Raw genomic sequence first — 14,339 nt, 5'->3', positions numbered from 1 at the left:
GTATCACTCCTTTTGAGAAAATACTTTCCGGCTCTCGCAGTTTATGGTATTATTGTATCAGGTACTAAAAATAAAACAAGTACGATTTTTTTGAATAGTCACTATCTTTTTGTGAAGTAATGTGTAATATCAAGGGAAAATAAAGGAGAAATTATGGCAACTTTCACACAACATACGGTTCCGGAGTGTCCTTTTGTGACCACTCAGAGTGTATTATCTGGGAAATGGAGTATCTTATTACTACATCATATCGAAGAAGGTCCCATTCGGTTTAATGAAATGCACCGTCGATTGACCGGGATTTCCCAAGCAACCCTGACCAAGCAGCTGCGCCAGTTGGAAGAGGACGGCCTGATTGTCCGCAAGGTTTATGCACAGGTTCCGCCAAAAGTAGAATATGAACTGAGCGAGATTGGTCAGGAATTTAAGTTGGTTTTGGAGCAAATTGAAGTTTTTGGGGATAAGTACATCAACTTTGTTAAATCAAAAAAATCTGAATGAGTTTGAATCTCATTCAGATTTTTGTCTTTTATAGTTCGTCATCCTTAACAGCGTCTAGCCAGCTAGCAGCAGCTTTGGCGGTGCTTTCGAGGGCACCTTCTTTGAACGGTGATTGGAGGTTTGCGGCTTCAACCACTTGCAAGAAGGACTTGGTGCCGCCCAAATCACAGATGCGGATGTAGTCTTCCCAAGCATTTTCATCGTGATCTACCTGCGTGCGTTTCCAGAATTGAAGGGCACAAACTTGGGCCAAGGTATAGTCAATGTAGTAGAATGGACTAGCAAAGATATGACCTTGACGATACCAGAAGATACCGCGGTTGAGGGCTTCTGACTCGGAATAGTCACGGTCTGGCAAGTAGAGATCTTGGAGTTTTTTCCAAGTCGCCTTACGTTCTGCTGGTGTCATCTCTGGGCGTTCATAGACTTCGTGCTGGAAGTGATCCACCAAGACACCGTAAGGCAAGAAGAGAAGGGCACTTGCCAAGTGGGTAAACTTGTACTTATCCACCTGTTCCTTGAAGAAACGGTCCATCCATGGCCAGGTCATAAATTCCATAGACATGGAGTGGATTTCACAGGTTTCGTAGGTTGGCCAAACAACTTCTGGACTTTGAATCCAACGCGAACGATAGACTTGGAAGGCGTGACCTGCTTCGTGGGTCAAGACATCAATATCACCGCTGGTTCCGTTGAAGTTGGAGAAGATGAATGGGCTCTTGAAGTCAGGGATATAGGTGCAGTAGCCACCGCTGTTTTTGCCTGGTTTTGCAACCAAGTCCAAGAGTTCATGCTCAATCATGAAATCGAAGAATTCGCCTGTTTCTGCGGACAATTCACGGTACATGTCTTGGGCCTGGCTGACGATAAAGTCAGGGTCACCTTGAGGGACTGCGTTTCCGTCCAAAAACTCAAGATTGAGGTCGTAGTGTTTGAGGCTTGGCACCTGCAAGCGTTTGGCTTGGCGTTGACGCAGAGTTTGTACAATTGGTACGATATGTTTGAGGATTTCTTCACGGTATACCTTGACCATGTCACGATTGTAGTCGAAACGGTTCATCTTGAGGTAGCCGTATTCCACATAGTCCTTGAAGCCAAGTTTGTGGGCGATTTCTGTGCGGACTTTTACTAATTCATCGTAAACACGGTCAAAGTCGGCTTCCTTGCTTTCAAAGAAGGCAGTTGTGGCAGCAGAAGCAGCCTTACGGACGTCACGGTCGGTTGATTGACCGAATGGCCCCATTTGTGCCAAGTTGTAAGTCTGTCCTTGGAAATCAATCTCTGCACCAGCAATCAGTTTGCTGTACTCATCGGTCAATTCATTTTCCTTTTGGAATAAGGGAATCACATCAGATGAGAAGGTCTTGAGCTTGTTTTCTGCCTGCATGAAGAAGGTTTTAGGCAAGATGTCTGATAACTCTTCCTTGTAAGGGGTCTGAACAATGACACGGTAGTAGTTGGTGGTCAATTCTTCAAAAAGTGGCGAATATTCATTCCAAAACTTGGTTTCTTCATTGTAAAACTCATCGTTCATGTCGATAGTATGACGGATCATCCAGAGGTTGTACTGGGTATCGATCAGGTTGAGTAATTTGGTAACGGCTGCCACAAGTGTACGAGTTGTTTCCAAGTCACTTGCTTGAGCCAACTGGTCGGTCAGGTCAGTAAATTGAGCCTTAATGGCTTCATAATCGGGACGGACATAGGTATAGTCTGAAAATTTCATATCTTTCTCCTTTTGTATTGCTACCTTCTATCTTACTCTTTTTGAAAACGTTTGGCAAATCTGGACCCATCCATGTTCACAAGTCTTTCTATTTATGGTAAAATGTAGGAGATTATTAGAAAAATGAGGTTGTAGACATGTCTAAATTTTTAGTTTTTGGTCACCAAAATCCTGATACAGATGCCATTGCATCATCGTACGGCTGGGCTCACTTGGAGCGTGAAGTGTTTGGTCGTGATGCGGAAGCAGTTGCACTCGGAATGCCAAATGAAGAAACAGCGTTTGCGCTTGACTATTTTGGTGTTACTGCACCGCGCGTGGTTGAGTCTGCTAAGGCAGAAGGCGTTAGCCAAGTTATCTTGACTGACCACAACGAATTCCAACAATCAATTGCAGACATCAAGGATGTGGAAGTGGCAGCTGTCATTGACCACCACCGTGTCGCAAACTTTGAAACGGCAAATCCATTGTACATGCGTTTGGAGCCAGTAGGTTCAGCATCATCAATCGTTTACCGTGCCTTTAAAGAAAACGGAGTAACACCTCCAAAAGAAGTAGCTGGACTTCTCCTATCAGGTTTGATTTCAGACACACTCTTGCTCAAATCACCAACCACTCACGCAACAGATCCACAGGTTGCGGCTGAATTGGCTGAAATTGCTGGTGTAAACTTGGAGGAATACGGCTTGGCACTCTTGAAAGCTGGTACCAACCTTGCCAGCAAGTCAGCAGAAGAATTGATTGACATCGATGCCAAAACATTTGGCTTGAATGGAAATGACGTGCGTGTAGCCCAAGTCAACACAGTGGACATTGCAGAAGTCTTGGAACGCCAAGCAGAAATCGAAGCAGCTATGACAGCAGCATCAGTAGCAAATGGCTACTCTGACTTTGTTTTGATGATTACAGACATCGTTAACTCAAACTCTGAAATCCTTGCGCTTGGTAGCAACATGGACAAGGTAGAAGCAGCCTTCAACTTCAAGTTGGAAAACAACCACGCCTTCCTTGCTGGTGCCGTTTCACGTAAGAAACAAGTGGTGCCACAGTTGACAGAAGCGTTTAATGCGTAAATACCTAGCACCTTCGGGTGCTTTTTTTCATTATCGTCATTTAGTTTATCTTTTATTACGTCGTTAACTCACCTTGCCTAACTCCAGTTATGCCTGCGGTTCGTTGCCTAGTACTAAAAGCAAACTAAAAGACTATAAAAGAAAAACCATGTCTTATACAGTAAATTTCAAAGAAGTTGAAACGACAGGTTTAGAAACTAGTCCAGTCGCAGAAGTCTTGGCAGGTCTGCGTGCCAATGAAGCCCGCTATTTCTGGAACAAATATAAGCAGGAGTTCGTGGTCTTTACGCCGGAAGAAAAGCCTGAAATCCTGCCCTTCATCGAGAAGGTCTTGGCAGAGCGGGACATGGTTTTTCCTTATACTCCACTCAATGTCGCTCAGCTTGAGGTAGACGGTATTCTCTGGTCATTTGTTTTTTATGACAATGGCCTGGCTGTCAATGTCCTCTATACGCTAGAAGAAGGAGGCAAACGAGCTGTCGGTTTCAAATTGTCAGACGGCATTGAGATTCCCAAAGAATTTGAAGGTAAATTCAAGTTTGCCCGCCAACGCTCCAAACTAGAAGGCGAAATTCGTGGCACCTTCTTCGTTGTCAAGGGAGAATATTTGTAAGCAAGAATCTGGGATTTCCCAGATTTTTTAAAAATAGCTTGACTTGGAGTGGACTTCAAGGTGTATAATAAGCGAAATATCGTCATTTAGTTTATCTTTTATTACGTCGTTAACTCACCTTGCCTAACTCCAGTTATGCCTGTGGCTCGTTGCCTAGTACTAAAAGTAAACTAAAAGACTATAATAAGCGAAATAAAGAAGGGAGCCTGGAATGAATATCAAAGAAGTTAGTCAAGTGACAGGTTTATCAGCCGATACCATTCGCTACTATGAGCGGATAGGACTTATTCCCAAAATTGCAAGAAAATCTTCTGGAGTAAGGGATTTTGTGGAAAATGATGTTGCCGTTTTGGAATTTGTTCGCTGTTTTAGGAGTGCTGGTATGTCTATTGAGCGCTTGATTGAGTATATGGGCTTGGTGCAGGCTGGAGATAGTACTGTGGAAGCTCGGATTGATTTACTAAAAGAGGAACAGGAAGAATTGCGGTCACGCTTGTCGGAAATTCAGCAAGCTCTAGATCGTTTAGATTATAAAATAGAAAATTACCAGACTATATTAAGAGGTGCAGAGAATCAATTGTTCACAGACGGCGGTAGTTCATTCAAAAAAGGCAGAGGATAACTTCTCTGCCTTTATAATTCATTATTCATTTTTTTCTTATAACTTGTTTGGGTTTAAATTTCTTCTTTAGCCCAATTTGAACCAAGCGTAGTCCAAGAAAACCCGTCGCACTTGCCAATATGATGGCAATAAAAACAGGAATGCCTACGGATAGATAGACATAACTAGCGATGACTGTTATCAAACTAAAAAATGCGATATTAACAAAAAACAACAATTCCTTTAGACGTTCTTTATTGGTATTTTTTGCCTGATAGGTTTGAAAATTAGCCTTTTTCTCTTTCGGGATATACTCTTCGTACTGGTACTCATGGGACTGATAGTGTCTTAATGCCATATCGTCTCCTTTTCTGCTCCTTAAAGAGTACCATAACATTGCTGAATTTTTATGTCATTTATATTACAATAATGTTACAAGAGAAAAAATTAGAAAAGTCTGAACATTAAAATACAGGTAGTCACTTATCAGATATTTCTCTTTTTGATATAATTATCTTTATGGGAAAAATTATCATTACAGCAACAGCTGAAAGTATTGAACAGGTCAAGGAACTGCTTGCGGCAGGTGTTGACCGCATTTATGTTGGCGAAGCCGACCACGCCCTCCGTATTCCGACAAACTTTACTTATGATGAGCTTCGGGAAATAGCAGAGCTAGTTCATAGTGCTGGGAAGGAATTGACGGTCGCTGCCAATGCCCTCATGCACCAAAATATGATGGACAATATCAAACCGTTTATGGAGCTAATGAGGGAAATCAAGGTTGATTATCTGGTTGTCGGAGATACTGGAATTTTCTATATCAATAAACGTGATGGCTACAATTTCAAGCTAATCTATGATACATCAGTCTTTGTGACATCCAGCCGTCAGATTAACTTTTGGAAAGATCATGGAGCAGTAGAGGCTGTTTTGGCAAGAGAGATTCCATCAGAAGAACTCTTTGATATTGCTAAGAACTTGGAAATACCAGCGGAAATCTTGGTCTACGGAGCCTCTGTTATTCACCATTCTAAACGAACCTTGTTACAGAATTACTACAATTTTACAAAGGCTGATGAGACAGATTTGTCACGTGGACGCGGACTTTTCTTAGCTGAGCCGAGCGACCCAGATAGCCACTATTCCATTTTTGAGGACAAGCATGGTACCCATATCTTTATCAACAATGACATTGATATGATGACCAAGCTGTCAGAATTAGATGAACATGGTTATCATAATTGGAAACTTGATGGTATCTACTGTCCTGGTCAGAACTTTGTTGAAATTGTTAAGCTTTTTGTTCAAGCAAGAGATTTGATTGAAAAAGGCGACTTCACTTATGATCAGGCCTTCCTTTTGGATGAACAGGTACGTAAGCTCCACCCAGCTGAACGTGGTTTGGATACAGGTTTCTATGAGTTTGACCGCAATAAGGTTAAATAACAATAGTTTTAGCACAATTTATTTATTTTAACCTGGCAGAGTTAGCCCTGTCCTAGGTTTCCGAATGAAAAATTGTCGTTTTCGCTCGGAACATGTCTTAATTATATTTAATCTACATTCTATCCTGTAAATAGAAAGAAGTTTATTATGTCAAAAACATTAAAGCGTCCCGAGGTCTTGTCACCTGCTGGGACTTTGGAGAAATTGAAGGTTGCCATTGATTATGGTGCTGATGCGGTCTTTGTTGGCGGCCAGGCCTACGGTCTGCGTAGCCGAGCTGGTAACTTTACCATGGACGAGATGCGGGAAGGGATTGAATATGCCCATACCCGTGGTGCCAAGGTCTATGTAGCTGCCAACATGGTCACTCACGAAGGCAATGAAGAAGGAGCAGGAGCCTGGTTCCGTGAATTGCGTGACATGGGCTTGGATGCCGTTATCGTATCTGACCCAGCCCTCATCGTTATCTGTGCGACAGAGGCACCGGGACTTGAAATTCACCTGTCCACCCAGGCTTCATCGACCAACTATGAGACCTTCGAGTTTTGGAAGGAATTGGGCTTGACTCGTGTCGTTTTAGCCCGTGAAGTGACCATGGAAGAGGTAGCTGAAATCCGCAAACGGACAGATGTTGAAATCGAAGCCTTTGTCCATGGAGCCATGTGTATCTCCTACTCAGGCCGTTGCGTTCTCTCTAACCACATGAGCAAACGCGATGCCAACCGTGGCGGATGCTCCCAGTCTTGCCGTTGGAAGTACAACCTCTACGACCTCCCATTTGGTGAAGAACGCCGTTCGATTAAGGGGGAAATACCAGAGGAGTTCTCCATGTCTGCAGTGGATATGTGTATGATCGACCATATTCCAGACATGATTGAAAATGGGGTCGATAGCCTAAAAATCGAAGGCCGGATGAAATCCGTCCACTACGTGTCAACCGTAACCAACTGCTACAAGGCTGCGGTTGATGCCTATCTTGAAAGTCCTGAAAAATTTGAAGATATCAAGCAAGACCTGATTGATGAGATGTGGAAGGTTGCCCAACGGGAATTGGCGACAGGTTTCTACTACAGTCCACCGAGCGAAAACGAACAGCTCTTCGGTGCTCGCCGGAAAATTCCAGAATATAAATTCATCGCAGAAGTAGTGGCCTTTGATAAGGATACCATGACCGCAACTATCCGCCAACGCAATGTCATCAACGAAGGCGACCAAGTGGAGTTCTACGGACCAGGTTTCCGCCACTTTGAAACCACTATTAAAGAGCTTCGTGATTCGACAGGTGAGAAAATAGAACGTGCCAACAAGCCTATGGAACTCTTGACGATCAAACTAGACCGTGAAATCTATCCTGGTGATATGATTCGTGCCTGCAAGTCAGGTCTTATCAACCTTTACCAAGAAGATGGACAGTCATTAACTATTAGAGCATAAAACAAAAGGCTGAAGTTCAGCCTTTTGTTTGTTTTTGGGAGGTTTTTACACTTTCTGGAACTAGGGTGATTTTCTTAATATCTTGGATATTGATAATGCTGGTTACCCGACGTTTGAAATTTTTCATGATAATCCGTTGGCGTTCCTTATCGTATTTGACAATATCGCCTGTAAAACTGCGGTCGTTGTAAATAACATGAATAGCAGCTTTCTTATAAAGGGCTAGTTCCAAATTATTTTTAATATCTTCCTTACTATCAGGTTCAATGGTCTTAGGAGCTTTGCTATTGCCCAAAAAGATATTGACCTGCTCTAAAATAATTTCCAAAAATCTCTTCATGGCATTATCCTTTCAAACTTGTTATAATTATAGTATCCAATTTTCGCAAAAATGACAAGTTTTTTCGAACAAATAAGTGAAGGAGGTAACAAATGGCAGAATTTACATTTGAAATCGAAGAAAAACTCTTGGTCCTATCTGAAAATGATAAGGGCTGGACCAAGGAACTCAATCGTGTATCATTTAATGGCGCACCAGCCAAGTATGATATCCGTACCTGGAGCCCTGACCATACTAAGATGGGCAAGGGAATCACGCTCAGCAATGAAGAATTCCAAGTCCTCTTGGATGCCTTTGCTAATAAATAAATGAAAGAAGCCTAGGCGAAATAGGCTTCTTTTTTGGTGATGGGTTGCAATAGGCGGTGGCATAGAGTAACAATGGAAATTTTGACCAAGTCTGGTAGGATAAAGGGAAGGACTGTCCAGGCTAAGGTATCTGACCAGCTCGCTCCTGAAACAAGCTTAAAGACCAAACAGCCTAAAAGAAAACAACTTGCGGTTCCTAATAGACAGGCTAAGAAAACAGTCACAGGTGAGGAAGTTGACTTGGTGAGGACAGAAGTAATAGCAGCATAGATTAGGAAGCCCCATAAAAAGCCTGCTGTTGGTCCGACTAGGGCAGCAAATCCACCTGAAAATCCGGCAAAGACAGGAAGTCCGATAGCTCCTAAGTTCAGATAGAGTCCAACACTTGCAATGGCTTCTTTCGGCTTGTATAAACAAGCTACTAAGCCGATAGCCAAGGTCTGTAGAGTAAAGGGAACAGGACCGATAGAAACGCTGACTTGTGACAAGGCAGCAATAATAGCTGTACCGATAGCGATGAAAACAAGGGATTTTGTCGATTGATTCGTCATTTTGTTATCCTTTATATTTTTTTAGGTTAACAAAATTATAGAGAGATTACTGTTGAAAGTCAATGCTTCCCCATCAGCTGTCACAGTGTTATAGTTTTTATTTATAGGAGTAGATAGAAAATATATATTAGTAGAGTTACTTCTTTCATGTTAGAATAATAAAAAAAGAAAGTGAGAATTGCCATGTCAGAACTACTTGAAATTTACCATACCCTTAAATCTAAAACCTGGGTGGACTTGACCCATCAAATCAATGAAAACAGCCCGCATTTTCCTGCTCTTCCAGCTTTGGAGAAAAAGGCCTTATTTACTCATAAAGACGGATTTTTTGTTGAACAATTTACGGTTGTCGGCCAATACGGTACCCATATCGATCCGCCTATTCACTTTGTAGAAGGGGCTCGCTATCTAGACGAAATTGACTTGAAAGACCTGCTCTTACCTCTCTATGTGATTGATAAGTCGGAAGCAGTTGCAGCCAATAATGACTACGAGATTACCAAGCAAGATATTCTGGATTTTGAGGCTGAGCATGGTCCAATTGCACCTGAATCTTTTGTTGCTTTTCGTTCGGATTGGTCAAAACGTTGGCCAAGTCAAGATGCTATCCGAAACTTGGATGAACAAGGTGTGCAACATACACCAGGTTGGAGCCATGAAGCCCTAGAATATTTGATTGAAGAACGCAAGGTAAAAGCTGTTGGTCATGAAACATTGGATACCGATTCAGGAGTATCTGCAGCCAAACACGGAGGAAGTTTACCAGAAGAATACTATCTCCTATCAAAAGATATTTATCAGTTGGAGGTATTGGCAAACTTGGATCAGGTACCGCCAACAGGTGCATTGATATCAATCGCTTTTCCTCATTGGGAGAAGGCTTCGGGTTCACCAGTGCGAGCAATTGCTATATTACCATAAGAAAAAGTCCAGACAGTGCTGACCTTCATGTCTGGACTTTTTCAATTGAGTTAACGCATAGTAACAAATTCTTCAGAACCTGTCGGATGGATGGCGACAACGGCATCAAATTCTTCTTTTGTAGCTCCCATTTTGATAGCAACTGAGAATCCTTGAATCATTTCATCGACACCATAGCCAATGCCGTGCAGTCCAACGACTTTTTCATTTTCTCCCACAGTTACTAATTTAAACTTAGCCATTTGGCGATTGTTTTCTAGGGCAGTGTACATAGAAGTAAAGGCTGAAGTATAGACTTTTACATTGTCCTGACCGTATTGGGCAATCGCTTCGTCCTCAGTTAGACCAACGGTTCCGATAGCGGGGTGAGAAAAGACGACAGTTGGGATGGTTGTGTAATCCATTTTTGCGGTTGGTTTATTGTTAAATAAACGTTCTGCCAAAAGGCGACCTGCCTTGATTGCAACGGGTGTTAATTCTTTTTCACCCGTCACATCACCAAGAGCATAGATGCCAGGGACGCCAGTTTCTTGGTATTCATCCACAGCGATATGGCCAGACGGTGTCAACCGAACACCTGCTGCTTCAAGATTGAGCTGCTCCACATTTGGTTTACGACCAATTGCCCAGAGAACTTTTTGGGCAAGATGGCTACTTCCATCTTCAAAGTTAATTTGAATGAGGCCGTCCTCTGTTTTTTCAAGACTGACAGGAGTTTTCCCAGTATGGAGTGGAAGGTTGGTTCGTTGCATTTCTTCCATCAAGGCATCAACAATGTAGGTATCAAAGCTACGAAGAGGGCGATTGCCACGAACAAAGAGGTCAGTTTGGACACCGAGTCCATGTAGGAGACCGGCCATTTCCACAGCGATATAACCAGCACCAATCACAGCCACAGAAGAAGGTAATTCCTCCCATGCAAAGACATCGTCAGATACAATCCCTAGCTCACTGCCAGGAATAGCAGGGACTACCGGTTTGGCGCCAGTTGCGATGACAATGTGTTTTGCACGAATCAGTTCACCATTGACTTCAACCGTTTGATTATCCACAAAACGTGCGAAACCCTGGATAACTTCTACTCCGTTATTGTTAAAAGTATTACCGTAGGATGCGCGTGAACGCACAATATAGGCTTCGCGATTTTTACGCAAGGTGGCAAAATCAAAGGTCACTTCTTGGCTAGTAAATCCATATTCAGGTCCATAGTGGTGAATGGCTTCTGCTACCTGAGAACCGTACCACATAATTTTTTTGGGTACACAACCAAGGTTAACACAGGTCCCTCCTAGATAGCTTCCTTCGATCACAGCAGCCTTAGCCCCATAGATAGCAGCACGGTTCATAGTAGCAATACCGCCGCTGCCCCCACCAATGGCAATAATATCAAATTCTTTCATGAGTTTTTCTCCTCTAAATGATAATTATCTTCATTCTATCGTTTTTTTACTTATCAATCAAAAATCCGCTACGTTACCTTACAAAAATGTAAGTAGGAAAAATACCGAACTTTTTGTAAAATGATTAAGAAAACACTTGCAAAAAAACGTGTATTTGTGTATTATAAAGACAATACAAAATAAATATGTTTTGAATTAGAGAAGGAGTATCATATGTTAAAGACAAAGAAGGCTAAAATTGCTTTGTTCAGTGGTCTCAGTGTTGCGGCTGTCGCCTTAATTGGTGGTGCCTTGGTATTTGGAGGCGTATTAGGTGGTTCCTCACCAACTTCTACAGAGCAAGTTGCGACCAGTTTGACCTATACAGTAGCTAAAGAGGGATCGATTGCTTCATCGACCTTATTGACAGGAACGATTTCTGCAGCAGATGAACAATACGTTTACTATGATCCTTCAAAAGGAGATTTGAGCGAGGTCTTGGTTGAGCCAGGAACTCAAGTTGAGGTAGGAACACCTTTGATTCGCTATGATGCTACAGAATTACAGTCTGCTTTGGATACTGCTGTTCGTGGGCGTGATAAGATTGGACGTCAGATTTATGATTTGAGAACCAATGGTCAAACTGTTCAAACAACGGGTGATGCAGAAACAGATGCTGCAGCAACAGCTGCAGCTCAACGTTCAGTCGATTTACAGTTGGCCGATTTGAATGATAGCTACGCAGATGCACAAGCTGCTGTGGATAAAGCTTACACAGCCTTGCAAGAAGCTACAGTTACAAGTACAGTAGCTGGTACGGTTGTTGAAGTGAATAAATCAGTTTCGAAGAGTTCAACTTCTAGTCAGACCGTTGTTCATATCGTCAACCAAGGTAGCCTACAAGTGACAGGAAATTTGACGGAATATGATTTGGCTAATATTGCAGTTGATCAAGAAGTGAAATTAACCAGCAAGGTATACCCAGATAAGTCATGGACTGGTAAGATTACCTATATTTCTAACTATCCATCAACTGAACAAGCAACAAGTGCAGTAGCAGGAGCAGGTGGTGGCTCAGGTGCCAAATATCCTTTCAAGGCTGCTTTGACCAGTGAATTAGGTGAGTTGAAACAAGGTTTCACTGTCAATATTGAAGTGGTTAATACTACCAACCATATTTTGATTCCTGTAACAGCAGTTGTACCAGAAGGCGATAAAAACTTTGTGTGGACCATTGTTGAAGGAAAAGCTAAAAAAGTGGAAGTAACGTTGGGAAATGCTGATGCTCTCAACCAAGAGGTGACAGGAGGTATTGCAGCAGGAGATCAGGTCATCACCATTCCAACTCCAGACCTTGAAGAAGGAAAAGAGGTTGAAGCCTATGAAGAACCAACTTATTAGATTAACCAATATAAACAAATCCTATAAAAACGGTGACCAAGAACTTCGTGTCCTCAAAGATATAGATCTCGAGGTGGAAGAGGGAGAATTTCTTGCTATTATGGGACCCTCTGGTTCAGGGAAATCAACCTTGATGAATATTATCGGGCTATTGGATCGTTCCAGTTCAGGGAACTATTGGTTAGAAGGTGAAGAAGTTAGTCAACTGTCTGAGAAGAAATTAGCCTCCGTCCGCAATGACCAGATTGGCTTTGTTTTCCAACAATTCTTTCTATTATCCAAACTCAATGCCCTTCAAAATGTTGAGTTACCTTTGATTTATGCAGGGGTTCCAGCCAATCAACGAAAAAAATTAGCCAAGCGATACTTAGAAAAAGTCGAATTGGCAGAACGGATGACCCACCTACCGTCAGAATTGTCAGGTGGTCAGAAACAACGGGTTGCCATTGCGCGTGCATTGGTCAATACACCAGCTATTATCTTGGCAGATGAGCCAACAGGTGCCTTGGATACTAAGACAGGCGAGCAGATTATGCAACTTCTGACAGAGTTGAATAATGAAGGAAAGACCATTATCATGGTTACACACGAGCCTGAGATTGCTGCCTATGCCAAACGTAAAATCGTTTTGCGTGACGGTGTCATTACAGAAGATAGTAGAAGGGAGGAGGTATAGATGGAAAATTGGAAATTTGCCCTCAAGTCTATCCTAGCCCATAAGATGCGTTCTCTTTTGACTATGTTAGGTATTATCATCGGTGTGGCCTCTGTTGTGATCATTGTAGCAATGGGAACAGGTATGTCTAAGAGTATTGAAAAGTCTCTGGCTGGTGATCAGAATAATGTTCAGGTTTATTTTACACCTTATATTCCTGTTGAAGGTGCAGGTACAACCGGGATTTTTGGCAGTATTGGTGGCGGTGAAATGTCAATGGAAGAAGAGCCAGATTTAACGGATTCTATGTTGAAAGGGCTTTTGGAAATCGATGGGCTCAGTGGCTACTACATTAGTGCTTCAAGTACCTCTACTGTAGCAGCGGGCAATGCGCAAGCTGATAATGTCTTTATTACTGGTGTTAGTCAATCCTATTTTGACATAAAGGCATTAGAAATCTTGGCTGGCCGTCGTTTTACTGCTAACGATTACAGCCGATTTTCCCGTATTATCATGTTGGATGTTGCCTTGGCTGAGAAGCTTTTTGGTTCAACCGATGCAGCCCTCAACCAAATCGTCAGTGTCAATGCCAATTCTTACCTTGTAGTTGGTGTTTACAAAGATCCCAAAGCAGGTACTTCCCTCTATGGTTTCAACTCAGGCGGAAATGCCATTATGACCAATACGCAACTAGCTGCTGAAATGGGTACCAAGGAAAATAGTGGGCTCTATGTCCATGTAGAAGATGTGAGTAGAGCTGCTGAGGTTGGTCAGGCTGCCGCAGCATACTTGACCAACATTACAGGTCTAAAGGAAGCCCGTTATGATATCTATGATATGTCAGCTATGTTAGATGATTTTAAGAACCAAATGTCAGGTGTCACTACGTTTATCGGTGCTGTTGCAGGAATTTCACTTCTTGTAGGTGGTATCGGTGTTATGAACATCATGTTGGTATCTGTGACTGAGCGGACACGTGAAATCGGTCTTCGTAAAGCTCTGGGGGCAACCCGAGGAAATATCTTGATGCAGTTCTTGATTGAAGCTATGGTCTTGACCACTTTAGGTGGAGCAATCGGTTTAGCTATCGCTCAAGCCATTGTGTTTATTCTCAACGCCACAAAGGTTATGGGAGAGATGACAGCTGAAATATCAATACCGGTTGTATTAGGAAGTTTAGCATTTTCAGCAGCAGTCGGAATTGTCTTCGGGGTTCTTCCTGCCAGCAAGGCTTCTAAGTTGGATCCAATCGAAGCACTTCGCTACGAATAATACTTTAAAACGATTAGGTTTTCCTAGTCGTTTTATTTTTTGAGCAAATCAATTGATTTTATCACTAATTAGAGATAAAATAGACGCGTCAATTAAGAAATAGTGATTTCAAAGG

Annotated in this window: 16 protein-coding genes; 11 read left to right on the top strand and 5 right to left on the bottom strand. The window is 42.4% G+C overall.

The window, feature by feature from the left end; genetic code table 11:
• The first annotated feature begins 153 nt into the window (after window positions 1-153).
• Complete coding sequence (locus CWM22_10145) at window positions 154-501, top strand: transcriptional regulator (protein AUC92232.1); 348 nt, start codon at window positions 154-156, stop codon at window positions 499-501.
• A 28-nt stretch (window positions 502-529) separates the two neighbouring features.
• Here the strand turns inward: CWM22_10145 and CWM22_10140 are convergent, their stop codons facing one another.
• Window positions 530-2,227: a M3 family oligoendopeptidase gene (locus CWM22_10140; GenBank protein AUC92231.1), complete on the bottom strand. Its 1,698-nt coding sequence runs from the start codon at window positions 2,225-2,227 to the stop codon at window positions 530-532.
• Window positions 2,228-2,364: 137 nt separating this feature from the next.
• Here CWM22_10140 and CWM22_10135 point away from each other — a divergent pair, with 137 nt between their 5' ends.
• From CWM22_10135 to CWM22_10125, 3 genes are all read left to right on the top strand, one after another.
• Window positions 2,365-3,300 carry a manganese-dependent inorganic pyrophosphatase gene (locus CWM22_10135; GenBank protein ID AUC92230.1) on the top strand — a complete coding sequence of 312 codons (936 nt, stop codon included), beginning with the start codon at window positions 2,365-2,367 and terminating at the stop codon, window positions 3,298-3,300.
• A 148-nt stretch (window positions 3,301-3,448) separates the two neighbouring features.
• On the top strand, window positions 3,449-3,913 hold the full coding sequence (locus CWM22_10130; GenBank protein AUC92229.1) for a phage tail protein: 465 nt from the start codon (window positions 3,449-3,451) through the stop codon (window positions 3,911-3,913).
• Window positions 3,914-4,124: 211 nt separating this feature from the next.
• Window positions 4,125-4,535, top strand: a complete 411-nt coding sequence (locus tag CWM22_10125; GenBank protein ID AUC92228.1) for a MerR family transcriptional regulator — start codon at window positions 4,125-4,127, stop codon at window positions 4,533-4,535.
• A 25-nt stretch (window positions 4,536-4,560) separates the two neighbouring features.
• On the opposite strand, the gene CWM22_10120 is transcribed toward CWM22_10125, so the two are convergent.
• Window positions 4,561-4,872 carry a DUF3270 domain-containing protein gene (locus CWM22_10120; protein AUC92227.1) on the bottom strand — a complete coding sequence of 104 codons (312 nt, stop codon included), beginning with the start codon at window positions 4,870-4,872 and terminating at the stop codon, window positions 4,561-4,563.
• A 161-nt stretch (window positions 4,873-5,033) separates the two neighbouring features.
• On the opposite strand from CWM22_10120, the gene CWM22_10115 reads away from it, so the two are divergent.
• Window positions 5,034-5,963: a peptidase U32 gene (locus tag CWM22_10115; GenBank protein ID AUC92226.1), complete on the top strand. Its 930-nt coding sequence runs from the start codon at window positions 5,034-5,036 to the stop codon at window positions 5,961-5,963.
• Between the two features lie 147 nt (window positions 5,964-6,110).
• Window positions 6,111-7,397 (top strand): collagenase-like protease, encoded by a 1,287-nt coding sequence (locus CWM22_10110; protein ID AUC92225.1) that lies wholly within the window; start codon window positions 6,111-6,113, stop codon window positions 7,395-7,397.
• A 16-nt stretch (window positions 7,398-7,413) separates the two neighbouring features.
• Here the strand turns inward: CWM22_10110 and CWM22_10105 are convergent, their stop codons facing one another.
• Window positions 7,414-7,737 carry a hypothetical protein gene (locus CWM22_10105; GenBank protein ID AUC92224.1) on the bottom strand — a complete coding sequence of 108 codons (324 nt, stop codon included), beginning with the start codon at window positions 7,735-7,737 and terminating at the stop codon, window positions 7,414-7,416.
• A 92-nt stretch (window positions 7,738-7,829) separates the two neighbouring features.
• Between CWM22_10105 and CWM22_10100 the strand changes: the two genes are divergently transcribed.
• A complete protein-coding gene (locus CWM22_10100) occupies window positions 7,830-8,045 on the top strand; it encodes a hypothetical protein (protein AUC92223.1) in 216 nt (71 codons plus the stop codon).
• Between the two features lie 11 nt (window positions 8,046-8,056).
• On the opposite strand, the gene CWM22_10095 is transcribed toward CWM22_10100, so the two are convergent.
• Window positions 8,057-8,596, bottom strand: a complete 540-nt coding sequence (locus tag CWM22_10095) for a BioY family transporter (GenBank protein AUC92222.1) — start codon at window positions 8,594-8,596, stop codon at window positions 8,057-8,059.
• A 183-nt stretch (window positions 8,597-8,779) separates the two neighbouring features.
• Between CWM22_10095 and CWM22_10090 the strand changes: the two genes are divergently transcribed.
• Window positions 8,780-9,517, top strand: a complete 738-nt coding sequence (locus tag CWM22_10090) for a cyclase (protein ID AUC92221.1) — start codon at window positions 8,780-8,782, stop codon at window positions 9,515-9,517.
• A gap of 50 nt (window positions 9,518-9,567) precedes the next feature.
• On the opposite strand, the gene CWM22_10085 is transcribed toward CWM22_10090, so the two are convergent.
• The gene (locus CWM22_10085; GenBank protein AUC92220.1) at window positions 9,568-10,917 is read right to left on the bottom strand and encodes a glutathione-disulfide reductase; all 1,350 of its coding nucleotides are present in this window, start codon (window positions 10,915-10,917) and stop codon (window positions 9,568-9,570) included.
• Window positions 10,918-11,130: 213 nt separating this feature from the next.
• On the opposite strand from CWM22_10085, the gene CWM22_10080 reads away from it, so the two are divergent.
• The 3 genes from CWM22_10080 to CWM22_10070 are packed head-to-tail and all read left to right on the top strand — an operon-like array spanning window position 11,131 to window position 14,224.
• Entirely contained in the window at window positions 11,131-12,297 is a 1,167-nt protein-coding gene (locus tag CWM22_10080) for an efflux RND transporter periplasmic adaptor subunit (GenBank protein ID AUC92219.1), read from the top strand.
• Window positions 12,278-12,973: an ABC transporter ATP-binding protein gene (locus CWM22_10075; GenBank protein AUC92218.1), complete on the top strand. Its 696-nt coding sequence runs from the start codon at window positions 12,278-12,280 to the stop codon at window positions 12,971-12,973. The genes CWM22_10080 and CWM22_10075 overlap by 20 nt, the downstream gene beginning before the upstream one ends.
• Window positions 12,974-14,224, top strand: coding sequence for a hypothetical protein (locus CWM22_10070; protein ID AUC92217.1), 1,251 nt, complete (start codon window positions 12,974-12,976; stop codon window positions 14,222-14,224).
• Window positions 14,225-14,339 lie beyond the last annotated feature (115 nt).

The organism is Streptococcus suis, assembly GCA_002831545.1.
GTDB classification, from domain to species: domain Bacteria; phylum Bacillota; class Bacilli; order Lactobacillales; family Streptococcaceae; genus Streptococcus; species Streptococcus suis_P.
Note: the sequence above shows the minus strand (reverse complement) of the source record. Positions and strands in the feature narration are given on the sequence as shown.

Excerpts from the sequence above, each read along its gene's own strand:
- CWM22_10130 (AUC92229.1), top strand. The coding sequence starts at position 3,449 with ATGTCTTATACAGTAAATTTCAAAGAAGTTGAAACGACAGGTTTAGAA.
- CWM22_10100 (AUC92223.1), top strand. The coding sequence starts at position 7,830 with ATGGCAGAATTTACATTTGAAATCGAAGAAAAACTCTTGGTCCTATCT.
- CWM22_10115 (AUC92226.1), top strand. The coding sequence starts at position 5,034 with ATGGGAAAAATTATCATTACAGCAACAGCTGAAAGTATTGAACAGGTC.
- CWM22_10095 (AUC92222.1), bottom strand. The coding sequence starts at position 8,596 with ATGACGAATCAATCGACAAAATCCCTTGTTTTCATCGCTATCGGTACA.
- CWM22_10135 (AUC92230.1), top strand. The coding sequence starts at position 2,365 with ATGTCTAAATTTTTAGTTTTTGGTCACCAAAATCCTGATACAGATGCC.
- CWM22_10125 (AUC92228.1), top strand. The coding sequence starts at position 4,125 with ATGAATATCAAAGAAGTTAGTCAAGTGACAGGTTTATCAGCCGATACC.
- CWM22_10075 (AUC92218.1), top strand. The coding sequence starts at position 12,278 with ATGAAGAACCAACTTATTAGATTAACCAATATAAACAAATCCTATAAA.
- CWM22_10105 (AUC92224.1), bottom strand. The coding sequence starts at position 7,737 with ATGAAGAGATTTTTGGAAATTATTTTAGAGCAGGTCAATATCTTTTTG.
- CWM22_10090 (AUC92221.1), top strand. The coding sequence starts at position 8,780 with ATGTCAGAACTACTTGAAATTTACCATACCCTTAAATCTAAAACCTGG.
- CWM22_10145 (AUC92232.1), top strand. The coding sequence starts at position 154 with ATGGCAACTTTCACACAACATACGGTTCCGGAGTGTCCTTTTGTGACC.
- CWM22_10140 (AUC92231.1), bottom strand. The coding sequence starts at position 2,227 with ATGAAATTTTCAGACTATACCTATGTCCGTCCCGATTATGAAGCCATT.
- CWM22_10080 (AUC92219.1), top strand. The coding sequence starts at position 11,131 with ATGTTAAAGACAAAGAAGGCTAAAATTGCTTTGTTCAGTGGTCTCAGT.
- CWM22_10070 (AUC92217.1), top strand. The coding sequence starts at position 12,974 with ATGGAAAATTGGAAATTTGCCCTCAAGTCTATCCTAGCCCATAAGATG.
- CWM22_10110 (AUC92225.1), top strand. The coding sequence starts at position 6,111 with ATGTCAAAAACATTAAAGCGTCCCGAGGTCTTGTCACCTGCTGGGACT.
- CWM22_10120 (AUC92227.1), bottom strand. The coding sequence starts at position 4,872 with ATGGCATTAAGACACTATCAGTCCCATGAGTACCAGTACGAAGAGTAT.
- CWM22_10085 (AUC92220.1), bottom strand. The coding sequence starts at position 10,917 with ATGAAAGAATTTGATATTATTGCCATTGGTGGGGGCAGCGGCGGTATT.